The sequence below is a fragment of the Arthrospira sp. PCC 8006 genome (assembly GCF_046480465.1).
Lineage (GTDB): Bacteria > Cyanobacteriota > Cyanobacteriia > Cyanobacteriales > Microcoleaceae > Limnospira > Limnospira platensis.
On sequence record NZ_PKGG01000089.1, the window covers coordinates 1 to 18865 of the forward strand.

The 18865-nt window shown below is 44.7% G+C and carries 15 protein-coding genes; 12 read left to right on the forward strand and 3 right to left on the reverse strand.

The features are described from left to right. The first annotated feature begins 129 nt into the window (after positions 1-129). The 7 genes from cbiD (at position 130) to B9T16_RS14225 (ending at position 7411) form a co-directional block, all read left to right on the forward strand. On the forward strand, positions 130-1254 hold the full coding sequence (cbiD, locus tag B9T16_RS14195) for a cobalt-precorrin-5B (C(1))-methyltransferase CbiD (RefSeq protein WP_006619884.1): 1125 nt from the start codon (positions 130-132) through the stop codon (positions 1252-1254). 109 nt (positions 1255-1363) lie between these two features. After that, positions 1364-2989 carry a glutamine-hydrolyzing GMP synthase gene (gene guaA, locus B9T16_RS14200; RefSeq protein ID WP_006619883.1) on the forward strand — a complete coding sequence of 542 codons (1626 nt, stop codon included), beginning with the start codon at positions 1364-1366 and terminating at the stop codon, positions 2987-2989. 542 nt (positions 2990-3531) lie between these two features. Continuing rightward, on the forward strand, positions 3532-3876 hold the full coding sequence (locus tag B9T16_RS14205; RefSeq protein WP_006619882.1) for a hypothetical protein: 345 nt from the start codon (positions 3532-3534) through the stop codon (positions 3874-3876). A gap of 108 nt (positions 3877-3984) precedes the next feature. Next, positions 3985-4119 carry a hypothetical protein gene (locus B9T16_RS14210; protein WP_008052615.1) on the forward strand — a complete coding sequence of 45 codons (135 nt, stop codon included), beginning with the start codon at positions 3985-3987 and terminating at the stop codon, positions 4117-4119. Between the two features lie 361 nt (positions 4120-4480). Then, entirely contained in the window at positions 4481-5851 is a 1371-nt protein-coding gene (gene mgtE, locus B9T16_RS14215; protein ID WP_410245073.1) for a magnesium transporter, read from the forward strand. An 85-nt stretch (positions 5852-5936) separates the two neighbouring features. Next, a complete protein-coding gene (locus tag B9T16_RS14220; protein ID WP_410245074.1) occupies positions 5937-6542 on the forward strand; it encodes a hypothetical protein in 606 nt (201 codons plus the stop codon). 161 nt (positions 6543-6703) lie between these two features. Beyond that, complete coding sequence (locus tag B9T16_RS14225) at positions 6704-7411, forward strand: MgtC/SapB family protein (protein ID WP_410245075.1); 708 nt, start codon at positions 6704-6706, stop codon at positions 7409-7411. 81 nt (positions 7412-7492) lie between these two features. Here the strand turns inward: B9T16_RS14225 and treS are convergent, their stop codons facing one another. The 3 genes from treS to B9T16_RS14240 form a co-directional block, all read right to left on the reverse strand. Next, positions 7493-10813: a maltose alpha-D-glucosyltransferase gene (gene treS, locus B9T16_RS14230; protein ID WP_410245076.1), complete on the reverse strand. Its 3321-nt coding sequence runs from the start codon at positions 10811-10813 to the stop codon at positions 7493-7495. Between the two features lie 44 nt (positions 10814-10857). Continuing rightward, positions 10858-12189, reverse strand: coding sequence for a dihydroorotase (locus B9T16_RS14235; protein ID WP_410245077.1), 1332 nt, complete (start codon positions 12187-12189; stop codon positions 10858-10860). A 71-nt stretch (positions 12190-12260) separates the two neighbouring features. Continuing rightward, positions 12261-12998 carry an AsmA family protein gene (locus B9T16_RS14240; protein ID WP_006619876.1) on the reverse strand — a complete coding sequence of 246 codons (738 nt, stop codon included), beginning with the start codon at positions 12996-12998 and terminating at the stop codon, positions 12261-12263. A gap of 146 nt (positions 12999-13144) precedes the next feature. Here B9T16_RS14240 and B9T16_RS14245 point away from each other — a divergent pair, with 146 nt between their 5' ends. The 5 genes from B9T16_RS14245 to B9T16_RS14265 all read left to right on the forward strand — a co-directional run bounded on the left by B9T16_RS14245 (position 13145) and on the right by B9T16_RS14265 (position 18640). Then, entirely contained in the window at positions 13145-14440 is a 1296-nt protein-coding gene (locus B9T16_RS14245) for a glutamate-5-semialdehyde dehydrogenase (RefSeq protein WP_410245078.1), read from the forward strand. A gap of 242 nt (positions 14441-14682) precedes the next feature. Then, on the forward strand, positions 14683-15279 hold the full coding sequence (locus B9T16_RS14250) for a COP23 domain-containing protein (protein ID WP_410245079.1): 597 nt from the start codon (positions 14683-14685) through the stop codon (positions 15277-15279). 28 nt (positions 15280-15307) lie between these two features. Beyond that, positions 15308-16195 carry a serine protease gene (locus tag B9T16_RS14255; RefSeq protein WP_317271147.1) on the forward strand — a complete coding sequence of 296 codons (888 nt, stop codon included), beginning with the start codon at positions 15308-15310 and terminating at the stop codon, positions 16193-16195. Between the two features lie 36 nt (positions 16196-16231). Next, on the forward strand, positions 16232-17482 hold the full coding sequence (locus B9T16_RS14260) for a serine protease (protein WP_410245080.1): 1251 nt from the start codon (positions 16232-16234) through the stop codon (positions 17480-17482). 87 nt (positions 17483-17569) lie between these two features. Further along, complete coding sequence (locus B9T16_RS14265) at positions 17570-18640, forward strand: response regulator (protein WP_410245081.1); 1071 nt, start codon at positions 17570-17572, stop codon at positions 18638-18640. Positions 18641-18865: the final 225 nt, after the last annotated feature.

Here is an 18865-nt window from a genome sequence, read left to right on the forward strand (position 1 = left end):
AAGTATTTGACTTAATATGGTAAAATATGGGAGAGGTGACAAGTTTACATTTAGATAAATACGGGGAACCTGTGGCTGAAAATGATTGAAGATGATATATATATAATTTACTCATACTAGGTTAGACTTATGACTAAACCTCGTTCTGGATATACACTTCCGGTTTTTGCTTGTGCGGCGGCGATCGCCGCTTTGGAGCATCTCCAAGACCAGAGCCCTAATGATAAAAATACGGTGACGGTGGATTTAATCGACCCACCAGAAACGGCGGAAATTGCGATCGAACAGGTGGCTCGTATTAGTGATCATGCGGCTTTAGGAATTACTCGTTCAGACCCAGGAGATAACTTAGATATTACTCGCCATACACCAGTTTGGGCAATAGTAGAAATAATAGGCCGTAATATTAACTCCCTAGAAACCCCAATTAAAATTGTCGGTGGTGAAGGGGTGGGAGTCCAGGAAAAAGGGGAACAGGCGGCGATTTATAAATATGCCAAATCCCTGATTTTAAGTAACCTGAAATCCTTAGTGTCACTAGGCGATCGCATTCAAGTTACGGTTATTTTACCAGAAGGCAAAAAACTAGCCAAACGCACATCTAACGAAGCCTTTGGAGTCATCCAAGGACTATCATTGCTGGGGACAACAGGTATATCCCAACCCCTCAGCGTCCCGGAACAGTTAGAAGTCTATCGGGAGACGCTGGAAGCGAAAGCCGCCGACTTTCAAACCCTAGTATTTTGTATTGGTGAAAATGGATTAGACCTAGCCACGCATTTGGGTATTAAGCCTGAACAAATTGTCAAAACGGCTAACTGGTTGGGGCCAATGCTAGTAACGGCAGGATTTGTAGAAATTGAATCGATTTTACTATTTGGGTATCACGGAAAGCTGATCAAAGTGGCTGGGGGGATTTTCCACACCCATCATCACCTCGCAGACGGACGCTTAGAAATTTTAACGGCTCACTGTGCGGATATGGGATTACCAACCCCAGATCTACAGAAGGTTTTGCATTCTCCGACGACGGAAGATGCTTTATTGTACCTGCGGGAACTAAAGGGGGATTGGGTCGATCGCATATATGGTTCGATCGCCTCGGCTATTGATCATCGCGCCGCCGCCTATATACACACCCACGCGGAAGTAAATGTTCAGGTGGGGTCAGTGTTATTTGATCGCCAGCGTCAAATTATCTGCAAAAGTGCGATCGGTGATACAATTTGGCAGCAAATTTGTTATCCTAGTTAGAATACTCCCTCAACAAATTATCCGCAAAATTGCCGCGTTTTTACTCCTCCCGGTGCTACCAGAACCTAGCCCCCATGACTATATCAACATCTACAACCCTTAACTCAATATGACTGTGCAAACCTCAGCCCCAGAGCAAACTCTACCGACACCAATAACCGAACCGGTTACCTCAGTTAATCGGGAAATGATTATGATCTTAGATTTCGGTTCCCAATACTCGGAACTGATCGCCCGTCGCATTCGGGAAACAGAAGTCTATTCGGAAGTGATTTCCTATCGCACCAGCGCCAAAAAATTAGCCGACCTGAACTTAAAAGGGATTATCTTATCCGGTGGACCTAGTTCGGTCTATGACGAAAAAGCCCCCCATTGTGACCCAGAAATTTGGAATCTGGGGGTTCCGGTGTTGGGTGTATGTTATGGAATGCAGTTAATGGTTCAACAACTGGGGGGGGAGGTAGAACGGGCTAAACTAGCTGAATATGGTAAGGCTTCCCTAACTATTGATGATCCAACAGATCTACTGACTAATGTTGAGCAAGGGTCTACCATGTGGATGAGTCATGGTGACTCCTGTACTAGACTCCCACCAGGGTTTGAGGTTCTCGCCCATACAGGTAATACCCCCTGTGCGGCGATCGCTGACCATCAACGCCAACTCTACGGAGTTCAGTTTCACCCGGAAGTAGTTCACTCTATTGGTGGTCAAGCCTTAATCAGGAATTTCGTTTATCATATATGTGACTGTGAACCGACCTGGACTACAGAAACTTTTGTGGAAGAAGCTATCCGCGAGATTCGGGGTAAAGTAGGAGATAAACGGGTATTATTAGCCCTTTCCGGCGGGGTGGACTCCTCAACTCTGGCATTTTTACTCCATCAGGCGATCGGAGATCAACTTACCTGTATGTTTATTGACCAGGGGTTTATGCGGAAATATGAACCCGAAAAACTGGTAAAATTATTTGATGATCGATTTCATATCTCGGTTGAATACGTTAACGCCCGCGATCGCTTTCTCGAACAACTCAAAGGAGTGACCGACCCCGAAGAAAAACGCAAACGCATTGGGGGGGAATTTATCCGAGTCTTTGAAGAAGAATCAGCCCGTCTCGGACCCTTTGACTATCTCGCCCAGGGAACCCTTTATCCTGATGTAATTGAGTCAGCCGATACCAATGTTGACCCGAAAACTGGGGAAAGGGTAGCGGTTAAAATCAAAAGCCATCACAACGTTGGCGGTTTACCCAAGGACTTACGATTTAAATTAGTTGAACCTCTCCGCAAACTGTTTAAAGATGAAGTTCGCAAAGTTGGGCGATCGATAGGTTTACCCGAAGAAATCGTCCGCCGCCACCCCTTCCCTGGTCCTGGTTTAGCCATTCGTATTCTAGGGGAAGTTACCGCCGAAAAACTGAATATTCTGCGTGATGCTGATTTTATCGTCCGTGATGAAATTCACAAATCCGGCGTTTATCATGATTTTTGGCAAGCCTTCGCCGTATTGCTTCCCGTCCGCAGTGTGGGAGTTATGGGAGATCAGCGCACTTACGCCTATCCGGTGGTGTTGCGATTTGTCTCTAGTGAAGATGGTATGACCGCCGACTGGTCGCGGGTTCCCTACGATTTACTCGAAACTATTTCTAACCGCATTGTTAATGAAGTGCGAGGAGTCAATCGGGTAGTTTACGATATTACATCCAAACCCCCAGGAACTATCGAATGGGAATAGGGCAATTGATAATGGATAATGGATAATTATTAATTGTTAATTGTTCATCCTGTAGGGGCGGGTTCTGCTGTCAATCATCATTCCCAGCGGGGTTTTGGTAAACCCGCCCTAACCCACCGGGAAATTATTGTAAACGCGCCCCACGGCGGTCAATCATCATTCCCAGCGGKGTTTTGGTAAACCCGCCCTAACCCACCGGGAAATTATTGTAARCGCGSSSYWCGGCKGTCAATCATCATTCCCACCGGGGTTTTGGTAAACCCGCCCTAACCCACCGGGAAATTATTGTAGGGGCGGGTTCTGCGGTCAATCATCATTCCCAGGGGGGTTTTGGTAAACCCGCCCTAACCCACCGGGAAATTAATAGATAATTGTAAACGCGCCCCACGGCGGTCAATCATCATTCCCAGGGGGGTTTTGGTAAACCCGCCCTAACCCACCGGGAAATTAATAGATAATTGTAAACGCGCCCCACGGCGGTCAATCATCATTCCCAGGGGGGTTTTGGTAAACCCGCCCTAACCCACTATTACTGATGAAAAATGGACTATAAAACTGCCCGTAGTTTCTTAATTGACCAAGGTATGGCTTTGGAAATACAAAATAACCCCGATGCCTTTTTAATTCGTCTGAAAGAAGGTAAGCCCCCAGTCCCTGGTCAAGTGACATCGATTTTGTTAGCAATTAAAATGGTGTATGACTCCCTTAAAGAAACCGAGAACTTCGATCGCCCTCTGGTGTTGGCTTTGTATCAATTAGCCATGGAAAGCCATCAGCAATTTCTCCTCAAGTCTAAACAAGGTGTTGCATGGCCTCCCCTACTCCAAGAAGATCTTAATCGGATATCTCTGGGGGTAAAAAGCATTTTTTCCGGTCAATGGTATTGACAAAAACCCGACAGTATGCTTAAAATTGTGGGGTGCATGGCAGAAGACTGGTTTATGCCAGCTTGGATGCCGCCAAGTTTGCTTTAACTTTTTGAGGAAACTAAACCAATGGAGATTCCTGGTAGTAGTGGTTTCATAACTACACATCAAGAGTCCGATTCGTCTAAAGAAGACCCTGACCCTGGCCCTAGGTGTGGCTGGCAGTTGATTGGTTTGATGAATTTGCCCCGATCGCTTTATTAAAGATTAGTGGGTTCATCTCCGGTCACTGCTGGGCATAGTGACTGGGAAGGAAGGAGGTAAACCCCCTAGACTATTACTGAATATTTGAATCAATTTCGAGCTGGTTTTTTCTTGGTATTGCAAGAAAAAGCCCGGTTGTTTCGTGATGTTTGATTAGTGAATAAATAGTGCAGCCAGTGGACTGGTTGACAGGTTGAATCTTTGAGGATTTATTCAGCCTGAAACTGTGTTTTGTCTACTTTTGCCACTTACAAAATCACCTTTTGTGAGTCGATTTATGCTGGCAAATATCCTCAAAAAATTAAGGCAATAAACATGGTTTGATGCTGACAATTATCCTGTATTTAGTGAGAGGTGAAAAATGCGTGGCAATGTTTTGAACGATTTACTACAACCTTTTGCATTAGAAGCGGCGAAAAAAGAGGCGAATAGTTTACCGGCTTCGGAACTGGTACAACTGCTGATGCAAATTGAACCCCATAAGCGAGTTATAGCGTTTCGATTACTAGAAAAAAACAGAGCGATCGCCGTTTTTGAATATTTACGCCCGGAGGAACAAGCCGATCTAATTCAAGATATGGAAAATCCCGAAGTAATGACGCTTCTGGAAGCACTTGATCCTGATGATCGTGTGCAGCTATTTGAGGAACTTCCGGCTAAAGTGACTAAGCGACTGATAGGGAAACTCAGTCCCCAAGCCAGGGAAACGGTTAACTTACTACTGGGATATCCCGAAAATAGTGCGGGAAGAATTATGAATCTGCGGTTGGTTACCGTCCGCAGTCACATGACCGTTGCTGATACCCTAACGACTATCCGCCAATCGGAATTAGACCCGAATCAACTGGCAGTTGTGTTTATCATTGATGCCGAAAGATATTATCGTGGATTTGTTCCTACCGTTAACCTGATTAGAGCTAATCCTGATCAAATTATTGGTGAATTAGCCGAGGGTGAAACCATTGCCGTCCGCGCGAGCGATCGCGATTTAAAAGCGGCAAAACTCCTGAAAAATAACGACCTTCCCGCCATTCCTGTAGTCGATAACGAAGGGCGATTAATTGGAGATATCACCTTTGATGATGTGATTGATTTAGTGGAAGAAGAAGCCACCGAGACAATTTTAGGCCAAGCCGGAGTCGGGAATTTATTAACCCGTGATCAAGGTTGGAGTGAAAAACTGGTGCGTGGTCCTTCTTTCTATGCCATTAGACTGCGGATAATGTTCTTAATTATTACCCTGATTGGTGGTTTTTTAGTCGGTGGCGTGATCGAAACTTTTGAAGATACCCTAGAGGCGATCGTGGCGGCGGCGGTATTTATTCCCCTAGTCATGGATATGGGGGGAAATGTCGGCACTCAATCAAGCACTATTTTCGCCCGTGGTTTAGCCTGGAGTCAAATTCACCCTAGCCAGTTTACTGCTTATCTATTCCGAGAAATTCGCATTGGCTTCATTATGGGGGTAATTTTAGGCACTGTGGCGGGAATAGCCGCCTACTTCTGGCAAGGATTACCTAACGATATCCCCCAACTGGGTTTAGCGGTGGGAATTTCCTTAACTTGTGTAATTACTTTGGGAGCAATTTTAGGGGCAATGTTGCCGATGATTATGCTAAGACTCGGCTTTGATCACGGTCCTGGTGCTGATCCATTTATCACCACAATTAAAGACTTTTCGGGTCTGTGGATTTATTTTTCTCTAGTGGGGTTGCTGATTGGTGTTAGTTAACTGAAATTCAACCCAGTATCTGAGTCAAGGAATTACCCTAAGTTGGCAAAAACATTGTAAAAACTAAGGAGATAAGAACATGATCATGAGTCAAGCTATCACTGCCCGCCCTAGTGTTATTTCTACCCTGAAACAAATTTGTTTGCGGAAACAGGAAATTGCACAAATTTACAAAGCTATGGCAAAACTGGAATCTTCGGAATCCCGTCGGGAGACTTTACGCAAGATGGCGACTTCCTCGGAGCAATCTATTCTATCTCCAGCTCGCACATTGAAACAGTTAGGGGAATCAGTACCTAGCCTCAAATATTCATGGTGGCAGCGGTCACGGGACTATTTAATTGCCGAAGTTAATCTTCCCTTGATTTTGCATTTGATTGAGAAGTTAGAGGCCCAGGATAACTATTATTTGAATCAAATTTTGGCTGAATATGGAGAAAAAACTACTGATGCTATCAATGATCCGAGGGAAGCTCGGCTGGTTTTGCAAGAAATGTTATCTCCCTATTGTCGCTATCGCGGACAGCTTACCTCAGAAAATCTCCGTTTTAACCAAGTTTTTCAGGAGTTTTCTAATCAAGTGGCGATCGCCTGTGCTTTAGAAACCAGTGGTAAAATCTCACCGAAACAAGCAATGGAGCGTCTGGAACAGTTGTGGCAGGAGTTGCAAGACTCCCAACCCGAATCATAACCGCTCCCGAATAGGGCAACATGGGGAGGTTGAACCCCTCCCCATCACTTATTTTTCCGCTGAATGCTGCCGAAAATATCCTAAAATCAGTAGGTTCTTGGCATAGTTAACTCAACTGTGTACAAAGTCCATCAAAGCAGAATCAGAAGAAGAGGTGAGCCATGGAGTGGACAGAAACATTGCTGAGACTGACGGTGGCATTTTTGCTAGGTTCGGCTTTGGGAATTGAACGTCAGTGGCGACAGCGCATGGCTGGGTTACGGACTAATACATTGGTAGCCACGGGAGCCTCTCTGTTTGTTATTCTTTCCGTGATGACTCCCGGAGAGGGTAGCCCTACCCGCATTGCGGCTCAAGTTGTGTCTGGAATTGGTTTTTTGGCTGGGGGTGTGATTTTAAAAGAAGGCCTCACGGTTAAGGGGTTGAATACGGCGGCGACTATTTGGTGCGCTGCTGCCATTGGGACTTTATCGGGGGCTGGTTTTTTTTCCCAAGCATTTATGGGAGCCTGTGCGGTTTTGATTGCTAACACGGTTTTGCGTCCCTTGAGTCTTCGCATTAACCAGCAACCCACAGAATGGACTGAATTAGAGTTTTATTATCTGTGTTCCCTAGTTTGTCGGGGTGATGAAGAAGCTCATATAAGGGTTTTATTACTCGATGCTCTGGGTAAAATGAATAAAATTAAGCTGCGCTCTTTGCGGAGTCAAGATTTAGATGACTTTAATAATTTGGTTGAGGTTGAAGCTCAAATAATAGCCCAGAATCGTGATGATAATTTGTTGGAGCAAATTATTAGCCGATTAAGTTTAGAACCTTCGGTTAAATCTGTGAGTTGGCGGATTCTTGAGCAAGACTATGATGAATAATTAATGGTTGATTATCAATTATTCATGAACCAGTAGAGGCGGGTTACACTGTAAATTACCCGCCTCCCCATCGATAAACCTTTAGACTACAACCTCTAAGAGTTGCCGTAAGGGAATATCAATTAGTTGTTGACTGCGATGGTAGTGGAAGTCTAAACTTTGGATAATTCGCTCTAGTAGGTAGCTGTCCAGTAATACCTGTAMTTCCTGGTTGGTCTTGGGTAAAAATCCATCCTCTTTAGCTACTTCTAAATAACTGCCCAAAAATTTAGCACCTACCCAATTATACCAGATGTTCGCCCATTGTTCCATTTCTGGTAGATTTTCGGGTCGAATCATGCCATTTTCTACCTCGTTGAGTAAAGCAATACGGGTGGCATAATTGAGGGATTGTAACATGGCTGCGACATCCCGCAAAGGCGATCGCTTCATCCGCCTTTCGTTCAAAGTTCGGTAGGTTTCTCCCTCAAAGTCAATTACCCAAAAATCCTTACCTGTATAGAGAATTTCTTCTAAGGAATAGTCCCCATGACAACGGGTTCGCAGTCCGGTAATTTTGAGGTTGAGTAGGGATTGAAAACGCGCTAAAATATACTCATGTTTACTCAGAACCTTTTTGGCTAAGTCCTTGGTTTCCGGTCCCATGGAATCGAGCCCTTTTCTCAGCTTCAGCATTACCTGTCCGGTCAGGTTTCGGGAATATTGATAAATCGATCGCTGATATAAAGATGAAAAGGGTTCTGGGGTAAAATTCGGGTCGTCCGTATCGCTGGATAAGGCAATATGTAACTCGGCTGTGCGTTGACCTAGTAGTTGAATATTACTCAGATATGATCCGATCGCGATCGCTACTTCTTCGGGAATTTCCGCATTTTTTAAGGTTAGCAGAGATTCTGAGGGAACCTCCACCGGAGTTTCCGTCGTTGGTAAAGTTATGCGATCGAAAAAGTCTCGGAGATTATCTAAAGTATAATTCCAAGCCTTAATACCATCGGGAATATATACCTGTAAAACCCCTAAAGTTGTAGAGTCTCCGCGACGGGGTTTATATTTTAACCCTCCCATTACTGGCGCAATGTGTTCTAATTGTTGTTTCTGTCCTAAAAAACTGCGAATTTCTAATTCGGGATTAATACCCGGTTCGACTCGGCGGAAGAATTTAAAAATTAGGCGATCGCCATAAACAACTAAGGCATTTTTATCCGTTTTTCCCATTAGCTGAGGATTCATTTTCTCTTCACTCATATCTACCCCAGCCAGCGCGTCCGTAGTCATCGCCGTTAAAGTGCCATGTTTACCTTTATACTGTTGGCGGTTCCGAATCATATCTAGGGGGAGAGTTAAGAAGTCTTGATCAGCACTTGCTTCAAATAAAATCCCCTCTTGATCATCGATTTTTACTGAAGCCAACACCGCACTAGGAAAATTAGCACTAACTTCTTTTGATTGTTCACCAATAGCACAAGATAACAGCACTACATAGGTTTCTGCAAACCCTTCTGTATAGTCTACATTTAGCATGACAATAGCTGCTTCCTGTTTGGGGAAAGGAATCGGAATAAAATCAGCAATTGTCACGGACTGCATAACCCTAGATTTACTAATAAACCACGAGGATCGATGTAGATATTCAGGGAACAAAGACTCTAAACGTTCGCGGGTATCCGACTGAGAAAAGATTTGATGCCAACTTTTCGCAACCTCTAAAGCTGGTAGTTGGTGGCGGGGACGAGGTAGCAGGCTGGTGGCTGGATCAAACTGAAGCATAAACCAGTAAAATCCATAGGGCGCAATACTCAGAAAATAGCTCGATTCTCCAATTTTTGGGAAGTGATTTCGCCCGAAAATTTCCACGGGAACCATTCCCTGAAATGGGGTTAAATCTAATTCTACACTCTGCACAAATCGCGACAGGTTTGCCACTACTAAAATATGTTCCCCAGAGTAGGTGCGGACAAATGCTAAGACTTTCCTGTTTTCGGGATGTAACAGTTCAAAAGTTCCACGTCCAAAGGCTTGAAAACGTTTCCGCATGGCAATTAAACGTTTCATCCATGACAGGAGAGAATTCGGATTAGCACTTTGCGCTTCCACGTTGATGGCTTCGTAGTGATATTCAGAGTCTAAAATAACTGGTTGATACAGTTTCTGAGGGTTGGCACGACTAAAGCCAGCGTTACGATCAGGACTCCACTGCATGGGGGTACGGACTCCGTTGCGATCGCCTATATATATATTATCTCCCATGCCAATTTCATCACCATAGTACAGCACAGGAGTTCCTGGTAAAGAAAGCAGCAAACTATTCATTAGTTCAATTTGGCGGCGATCGTTCCCCAGTAGTGGCGCGAGACGGCGACGAATGCCTAAATTTAGTCGCGCTTGGGTATCTTCTGCATAGACCCGATACATATAATCTCGGTCTTCGTCTGTCACCATTTCTAGGGTTAACTCGTCATGGTTACGCAGAAATAATGCCCACTGACAATTATTAGGAATAGACGGAGTTTGGTTGAGAATATCCACAATCGGAAAACTATCTTCCATTCGTAATGCCATAAACAAACGTGGCATTAACGGAAAGTGAAAATTCATCTGACATTCATCACCTTCCCCATAGTAAGCGGCAGCATCTTCCGGCCATTGATTGGCTTCCGCTAATAGCATCCGATCCTCATATTTGCTATCAATATAAGCCCGTAATCTTTTCAAAAAGGCATGGGTTTGCGGGAGGTTTTCGCAGTTTGTTCCTTCCTGCACACACAGATAGGGAACCGCATCTAAGCGCATCCCATCTACTCCCATTACTAACCAAAAATCCGCAAGTTCTAACACGGCTTGCTGCAATTCGGGACTCTCATAATTTAAGTCCGGTTGATGGGAGTAAAAACGATGCCAATAATAGGCTTTTGCTACCGGGTCCCACGCCCAGTTAGAGGTCTCAAAATCCTGGAAAATAATCCTCACTTCTGGGTATTTGTCTGGGGTATCACTCCATACATAAAATTCCCGTTCTTTACTGCCTTTGGGGAGTCTCCTCGCCCGCTGAAACCACGGGTGCTGGTCGGAAGTGTGGTTAACTACTAACTCGATGATTACCCTAATTCCCCTTTCATGGGCGGCATAAAGAAAGGTTTTAAAATCCTCTAAATTACCATAGATAGAGTTAACATCTCGGTAATCGGAAATATCATAGCCATCATCTCGCAATGGAGATGGGAAAAATGGTAAAATCCAGATGGCAGTGATGCCGAGTTCTTCGAGATAATCTAATTTTTCCGTGAGTCCAGCAAAGTCGCCAATACCATCGCCATTACTATCACAATAGGCGCGGACTGGCACTTCGTAAATAATCGCATCTTTGAACCAAAGCGGATCATTATTGAGTTTTGATTGTGCCATAGGTTTAATTTCTGTTCGTCAATATTTGCAAATTTTTAGGGCTTTTACTGATGGTCAAATGTCAAGGCTTTGCCTCTTACTTCTAAGTTAAGTTTGCCATGGTCATATACTACTTGACCTCCGACAATAGTAACCACTGGCCACCCGGTTAACTGCCAGCCTTCAAAGGGACTCCAACCACACTTAGTTTGCAATTCTGAGGCTAAAACTGGGCGATAATTGTTTAAATCAACTAACACTAAGTCAGCATCATAACCAGGGGCGATCGCTCCTTTATTAGGGATATTATAACCTTTCGCTACGGCTGTTGACATCCAGTTAGATACCTGGGCAACACTACAACGTCCGACGGCGATCGCCTGAGTTAGCATCACCGGTAAGGATGTCTCAACTCCCGGCATTCCTGAAGGACTATTTGGGTATGGTTTAGCTTTTTCTTCTAGGGTGTGGGGGGCGTGATCAGTAGCAATAAAGTCGATAACTCCATCTAACAACGCTCGCCAGAGAACATCATTATTTTCAGGCGATCGCAAAGGCGGATTCATTTGAGCTTTGGTTCCAATTTTACCATAATCGGTGATATTTAGCACCAAATGTTGGGGGGTAACTTCTGCAGTTACCCAGGCGGGTTTATCCTGTCGCAGTAATTCCGCTTCTATACCCGTAGATAGATGCAAAATGTGCAATCTTCGTTGATATTTTTTAGAGAGCTTCAGGGCGAGTTGGGTGGCTTCTAGGGCGGCTTGTTCATCTTGGATCTGGGAGTGAATCGCTGGATCTGTTTGTCCCGCAAATTCCTCGCGCCGACGATTAATCCGGTCTTGGTTTTCCGCGTGTACCGCAATTAGGCGATCGCCTTTAGCAAAAATCGGCTCTAAAATTTCTTCGTGATCGACCAACAAAGGTCCGTGCATTGACCCCATAAAAATTTTAATCCCAGGAGTCGGGTTAGCCTCTAATAAATCCGGTAAATTCTCAGGAGTCGCCCCCATAAAAAAGCCATAATTTACCAAACACTTTTGCGCCGCCCTTTCTAGTTTATCCGCCAGCGCTTCCTTTGTGCTAGTTAAAGGGCGAGTATTCGGCATCTCTAAAAACGAGGTAACGCCACCTTTAGCACAGGCGCGACTGGCTGTTGATAAATCTTCTTTATATTCTAGTCCCGGTTCCCGAAAGTGAACCTGGGGGTCAATTACTCCCGGTAACAGAGTTAACCCCTCTGCATTTAGGTCGGTTTCCGACTCTCCAGCGGCGGGAAGTTCTGAACTAATTTCCAGAATTTTCCCCCCGCCAAGTTTAACATCTCCTAAGCTGAAATTGCCATCCGGTAGCAGAATGTTCGCGCGACGGATATAGATAATTGGGGTAGTAGACATGATTAATTGGTGACCGTATATTTACACAACCATTACCATTTTACCATCAACTGGCTACAAGTTATCATCATTTACCTGGGATTAGTTTCTGGGGCGATCGCCTCTTGTAAAATCTCCGGGATTTTTTCCCCACCATCTCTAATAATACTCTCGAATATATCTTGCACAACTTCCCGAATAAAGTCGCTGGTCAGAATTTCTTCAAAGTCATCTGATGATACATTAGTTAAGCGCAGATTAGGGAGTTGAAAATCAAGGACTTGGACAAATCCCAAAGGTGCTAAAGTCACATTAACTTTAGTATTCTGAACATCGATAACATCAAAGTTCAGCTTGAGCTTAGTTTGCGATTTTTCCTCTGGGGTTTCCGACGGTGTTCGCGGTTCCGACCGTTGGGTAGATTTCAGATTATTGAGAATCGCCAGGATATTGTTTTTTAGTAATCTCTGTTCAATGTTGACATCAATATGGTTAATCGCGAAATTATTGATTTCCACCACATCAGTTAACAGGCTTCTCGGAGTCACATCAATATCCACCTGATAAATCTTGATAACATGGGGAGTGCTAAAATTATCAGGATTGTTAATCGTCAGATTATTAACCCGCAAATCACCCCGAAATTTATCCAAACTCAAGGATTGAATTTCGGTCGGTACTCCTAGGGTTGAACTCACTATATTTTCTAGGTAATTTTGCAATTCGCCATCCACCCTTGATAAAGTCACATTGATGATAGCAGCCAGGACAATCAGCACCCCGCCCACAATCCCAGCAATAGTTAACCAATTTTTCCGTTTTTTAGTCATGGTTTCACTCCAGATTTAGCCCGTGATTTGGATATATTATAGACCAGAAAATTTAACAGTTGATTGGTTCCCGGTCAATTGTTTGCTATAATTATTATAGCCTTCTTCTCTAACTGCTTACCTAGATTTTACATAAATTGCTGACCATGACTATTTCTCCGTTGCTAATTGAAACCGCCCAAAAAACCCAAGCAGCAGCCCGCCAATTGGCTGTTTTATCTACAGATGCCAAAAATCAGGCGATCGCATCCATAGCCCCAGCCCTAGAAAATGCCGCCCCAGACATTCTCGCCGCCAACCAGATGGACTGTCAACAAGCCCAAGCTGATGGTATCGCCAAACCTCTTTATAACCGATTAAAACTCGATGAAGCCAAATTAAAAGGCGCGATTTCCGGCTTGCGAGATGTCGAAAAATTAGCCGACCCAGTAGGTGAAATTCAAATTTATCGGGAACTAGACCAAGGCTTAAATTTGCGCCGGATAACCTGTCCTTTAGGAGTCTTAGGAGTAGTCTTCGAGGCGCGACCAGATGCCGTTATTCAAATTTCCGCCTTAGCCATCAAGTCTGGAAATGCCGTAATATTAAAAGGTGGAAAAGAGGCGATTCATTCCTGTCGAGAACTTGTGAAAGCCATCCGCCAGGGACTAGCAACAACCCCAGTCAATCCCGAAGTCGTACAGTTATTAACTACTCGCTCCGAAATTATTGAGTTATTACAGTTAGATAAATATGTGGATTTAATTATCCCCAGGGGTTCTAATTCTTTTGTGCAATTCGTCCAGGAAAATACCCGGATTCCCGTTTTAGGTCATGCTGATGGTATTTGTCACCTCTATATAGACCGGGAGGCGGATATATCCAAAGCCCTACCCATAGTCATTGACTCCAAAATCCAATATCCGGCCGCTTGTAATGCCTTAGAAACCCTGTTAGTCCATCAAGATATAGCACCCAAATTTTTACCCCAAATCGCCGCAGAACTCCAACAAAAAGGAGTAGAATTAAGGGGAGATAATCACAGCCAAAAAATCCTGGATATACCCCCAGCCACAGACGCAGATTGGCAGACAGAATATACTGATTTAATTCTCTCAATTAAAGTCGTCGAAAATTTAGAAGCAGCCATTTCTCATATTAATACCTACGGTTCAGGTCATACAGATGGCATCATTACCGAAGACCCAGAAGCCGCCCAAACCTTTATGTCTATTGTAGATTCAGCCGGAGTATTTCATAACTGTTCCACCCGTTTTGCTGATGGTTTTCGCTATGGTTTTGGGGCGGAAGTCGGTATCAGTACCCAAAAATTGCCCCCCAGGGGTCCCGTAGGTTTAGAAGGGTTAGTTACCTATAAATATCAATTAATTGGGGATGGTCATATAGTCGCCACTTACGCCGGAAATAATCCCCAACCATTTACCCATATAAACTTGCTCTAACAATAGCCACCCACAGCCATTTAAACTGGGAAAGGCGGGAGCAATTGTTCAGGTTCATAATTTCACCCGCAACATTGCTTAACCCGCCTAACTGATTATGGTTAACTAGATTACACCAAGTTACTAGAATTATTATTTAGCATAAATTTTCCTAAAATCACCAAAATATAATCATTTCTTAATACTTGACGATCGCCCCCAAACCGTCCATAATATAAGGTAAGGTCTCAAGGGCTTATAAAATGCAAAAAAATCCAACTGTGCAACTAGCAACTGTAGCCGCCATTGCCTTGGGAAGTTTCGCCGTATTTCAGCCACCTGATGTCGCCCAAGCGCAAGTAACATCCTTTTACTGCGACATGAACTCCCCCATAGGCTATCCCACCGTCTACGCTCGCACACCCGCCGGAAACAAACCCGTAGTTAGCTTATATTCTGAATATTTCAGTGCCTCTGGCTATTCCCCAGAACGCCGCTGTCAGGAAATCGCCCAAAGGTTTACCAACTTTTCCCATACCGGACAACTGAAATATCTAACCGCCGGATATGTCAACAATTTACCAGTAATTTGCGTAGTTTCCGATCATGGAATGCCCTGTGCTAGTAACACCATATTATTTACCATGAAAGCGGACGACCCCGAACCCGCCGAAAGTAAACTTCAGCGACTGTTCAACATCCGCCGAGGAGCCAGTGATATCCTATTTGAAAGCGAAGATGATGCAGGTGTTTACATCAACTTTGACCAATTTTTAGGGGGAGTTCCCGCCGAAGCCGCTACCCCCACACCCACCACACCATCAACCCCCCCCAGTTCTCAACCTGGGACGGCATGGTGAGCCCTAAAATATCTACCAAGTATCTAAGGTGCAGCAATTACTCAAATTTTTAGCCAGGGCGATCGCCATTGGTTTTCCCCTGTTAGGATTAAGCTGTCAAGCACAAGTGCTGACAGAAGAAGAAACCAGACAATTGCAGCCGGAACCAACCCTAGCCGCCAACACCAATCTACCAATTCCCGCAACAGCCGCCCTGCACCAAAAAGCTAGACAGATTACTGTCCGCGTTTACTCAGGAAGGATGTGGGGAACCGGGGTGATTATTGACCATCAGGGTGGCATTTATACAGTCGTCACCAATGATCATGTTTTGCTACCAGGGGGAGGGCAAAATTATCGAGTCCAGACCTACGATAACCGCATCCATACCGCCGAAATAGTTAACTCTATATCTTGGTTTCACAATGATTTAGGGATTGTGCAATTTCGCAGTGTAGATCACTCCTATAATGTAGCAGCGATCGCCCCCACACCAGTAGCCCTAGGAGAAACCGTAATCGCCGCCGGATTTCCCTTAGAACCCGACCCATCAGCCCCCCAAGGGTTTGTGATTACACAAGGTCAAGTCTCCCGGTGGATGCCACAGCCATTTATCGGAGGTTATCAGGTAGGATACACCAACGACATTTTTTCAGGAATGAGTGGCGGACCCCTATTAAATCGCCGAGGAGAACTTGTCGCCATTAATGGAATGCACAAATATCCACTGTGGGGAAATGCCTATCAATTTGTAGACGGTTCATCCCCCGACCCCGCCGAAGCCGCCAAATTAGTTGAGTACAGTTGGGCGGTTCCCATTCACACCGTGTTACAACTCGCCCCCAATTTCACATCAGCAAACACCATCAACCCCAAACCCTCACCCCCTGTTGAACCCGTTTCTCCCGTATCCTCACCCTCCCAATGGTTTTGGTAAACCAGAATAAATATCAGGTTAGGAACAATGATCAAAATGCGATCGCTTACTCAAAATCTACTACTGTTAGCCGGAGTCTCCCTATTAGCGACTCTAGCCCCCGCCGCCATGGCTGCACTTTCCCCCGCAGAAATCAACTCCATCGCCAGCCAAACCACCGTATTAATTGCGCCAGCACTTCGACCCGAACTCATCGAAGCCCTAGAAAATAACTACAGAAATCCCCAAGCGGGCCAAAACAACCCCGATGGCGTATGGCATCCCGGTTCCGGGGTCATTATCGCCCGCGAAGGTAATCGCCACTATGTTCTCACTGTTAGCCACAACTTCCGACAGCGAGACCTAAATGCTGGGATATCTTACGGTATCCGCACCAGTGACGGTAAAGTTCATATAGTCCAACAACCCAACGATGGGCGAGGCTGTCCCCTCAACGGTTCTCCCACCCCAGGAAATTTAATCAGATTTGGCTGTTATTCCATCACCCTACCCACCAGAGTAGACGGACCAGATCTAGCCGTAGTAGTATTTGAAAGCGATCGTCACTATCCCGTAGCCCCTTCCGCCACAGAAAACTCCCTCAATGTCGGCGACCCCATTTATGTTTCCGGCTGGCCTGACCCCGAAAAAGAAAGAGATGCCACCACCGGACGCTGTACCGGGAGAGCCACCCGTCGCCAAAGACGATTTACCTGGGGACCCGTCACCGGAGTAGTTAACCCCGCCAGTAGCGAAAACGGTTATAGCATTTTTTACTTAGACAATACCCGTCCCGGAATGAGTGGCGGTCCTGTATTTGACAACCAAGGTCGCGTCGTCGGCGTTCACGGTCGGGGTTCCGGCGGTAAAGCCCAACTGGTTAATCAATTCTGTTCCGTTAGTAATGCCCCCAACGCCCAAGCCTTTGAGTCTGGGGATTTTGCCATCGAAGGTCAAGGAAGCGGACGCGCTGACCCAGCCACCCTACGAACCCGATTTAGTAGCGCTCAAGCCTTTAATAATTTTATGGGCTTAATTCGGCGCACGGGTTTAAATCTATCATTTAATATTAATCCCCCACAGCCCCAAATCATTCAAGCCGCCCTTACCGCCATTCCCGCCAGAAGTAGCACCGGAACCGTCGATTTTGCGATCGGATCTGTTCCTGTGGGCAGCTTTGATGACCCTCAAGATGTAATTCCTAACATTTATGATAGTTACAGTTCTTTTGAGGGATTAGGTTCTCGACTGCGAGATACACCGTCTGGCGGTTGCGATAGTCTACTTTTGGGAGAGCCTTGTTGGTAAATGTATGTTATAATAGCCCAAATTATACTGGCTCCCGTGTCTTGGTAGTTGCGACAACTACTGGGATATCATCTGAAAAGTTAACTTATGACATCTTCCTTGCCATCTATTCTGATTGTAGATGATGACCCCGATAATTTTGATGTAATCGAAACTTTATTATCAGACCAAAATTATCAGTTGCATTATACATCTAATGGGACTCGGGCGATCGCCTCCTTGGATATACTGCAACCCCATTTAATTTTACTCGATGTCATGATGCCCGACATGGATGGCCAGCAAGTTTGTCGCGCTATTAAAGACATTCGCAAATGGCAAACTTTACCCATTATTATGGTCACCGCCTTAGACAGTAAAGAAGACCTCGCCCGCTGCTTACAAACCGGGGCTGATGATTTTATTAGCAAACCCATTAATCGGGTGGAACTCGTTGCTAGAGTTAACTCTATGTTGCGGATAAAGTCTCAATATGATGACCTGGAAGCTATTCTAAAATCCCGCGAAGATATGGTTAATATGATAGTTCATGATCTGCGGAATCCTTTAATGAGTTTATTATTTAGCCTATATCTTTTACAGAGGACAGAACTTCCCCATAAAATTGAAGATAAAATTGGTAAATGCTTAATCTCCGCCCAACGTTTACAAGCCTTAATTAACGACTTGGTAATCATGGGTAAAATGGAAAACCGACACCTTGAGTTAAATTTGACCGAGGTTGATTTGTCTACTACTATTCAATCCACTGTGGAAAATTTCCAGGTTATCGCCACTCAAAAAAATATCCAACTTATTTGTAAACTTCCCGCGCCCGGTGGTACGATTAAGGTTGATGAGGCACTATTTACACGAGTTTTGGATAACTTACTTTCCAACGCCACTAAATTCTCACCCCGTCATAGTGAAATTATTATTAATGCTGATTATCTTACCCCCAAAGGTGCTAGGGTCCAAGTAGTTGATTTTGGTCCGGGAGTACCGGAGGAATTTAGAGCGAGTATTTTTAATAAATATGACATCGGGAAACTGGTAAAAAATGTATCTCAAATTGGTTTGGGATTGGCTTTTTGTAAAATGGTTGTGGAAGCCCATGGCGGACACATTAGAGTTATCCCCAACCAACCACAAGGCAGTATTTTTGAGATTACTATATAATGGTTATTTCCGAATCTCGAAAAACAAGGGCAGCCCCTAAGACCGCCCCCAGATATTAACAGTTGCTAATTCTAGCGAACCTGCATATAAACCGCATCGGAGATGGTCGGAATTTCTGCATACTGTCCCCGGATAGATTGGACAATACCATAACTAACAGAGGCTAAAACACCCAAGAAAATCATATTGAAGAGAGTTTCTTGGATAAACCCTTGCAATGGTATA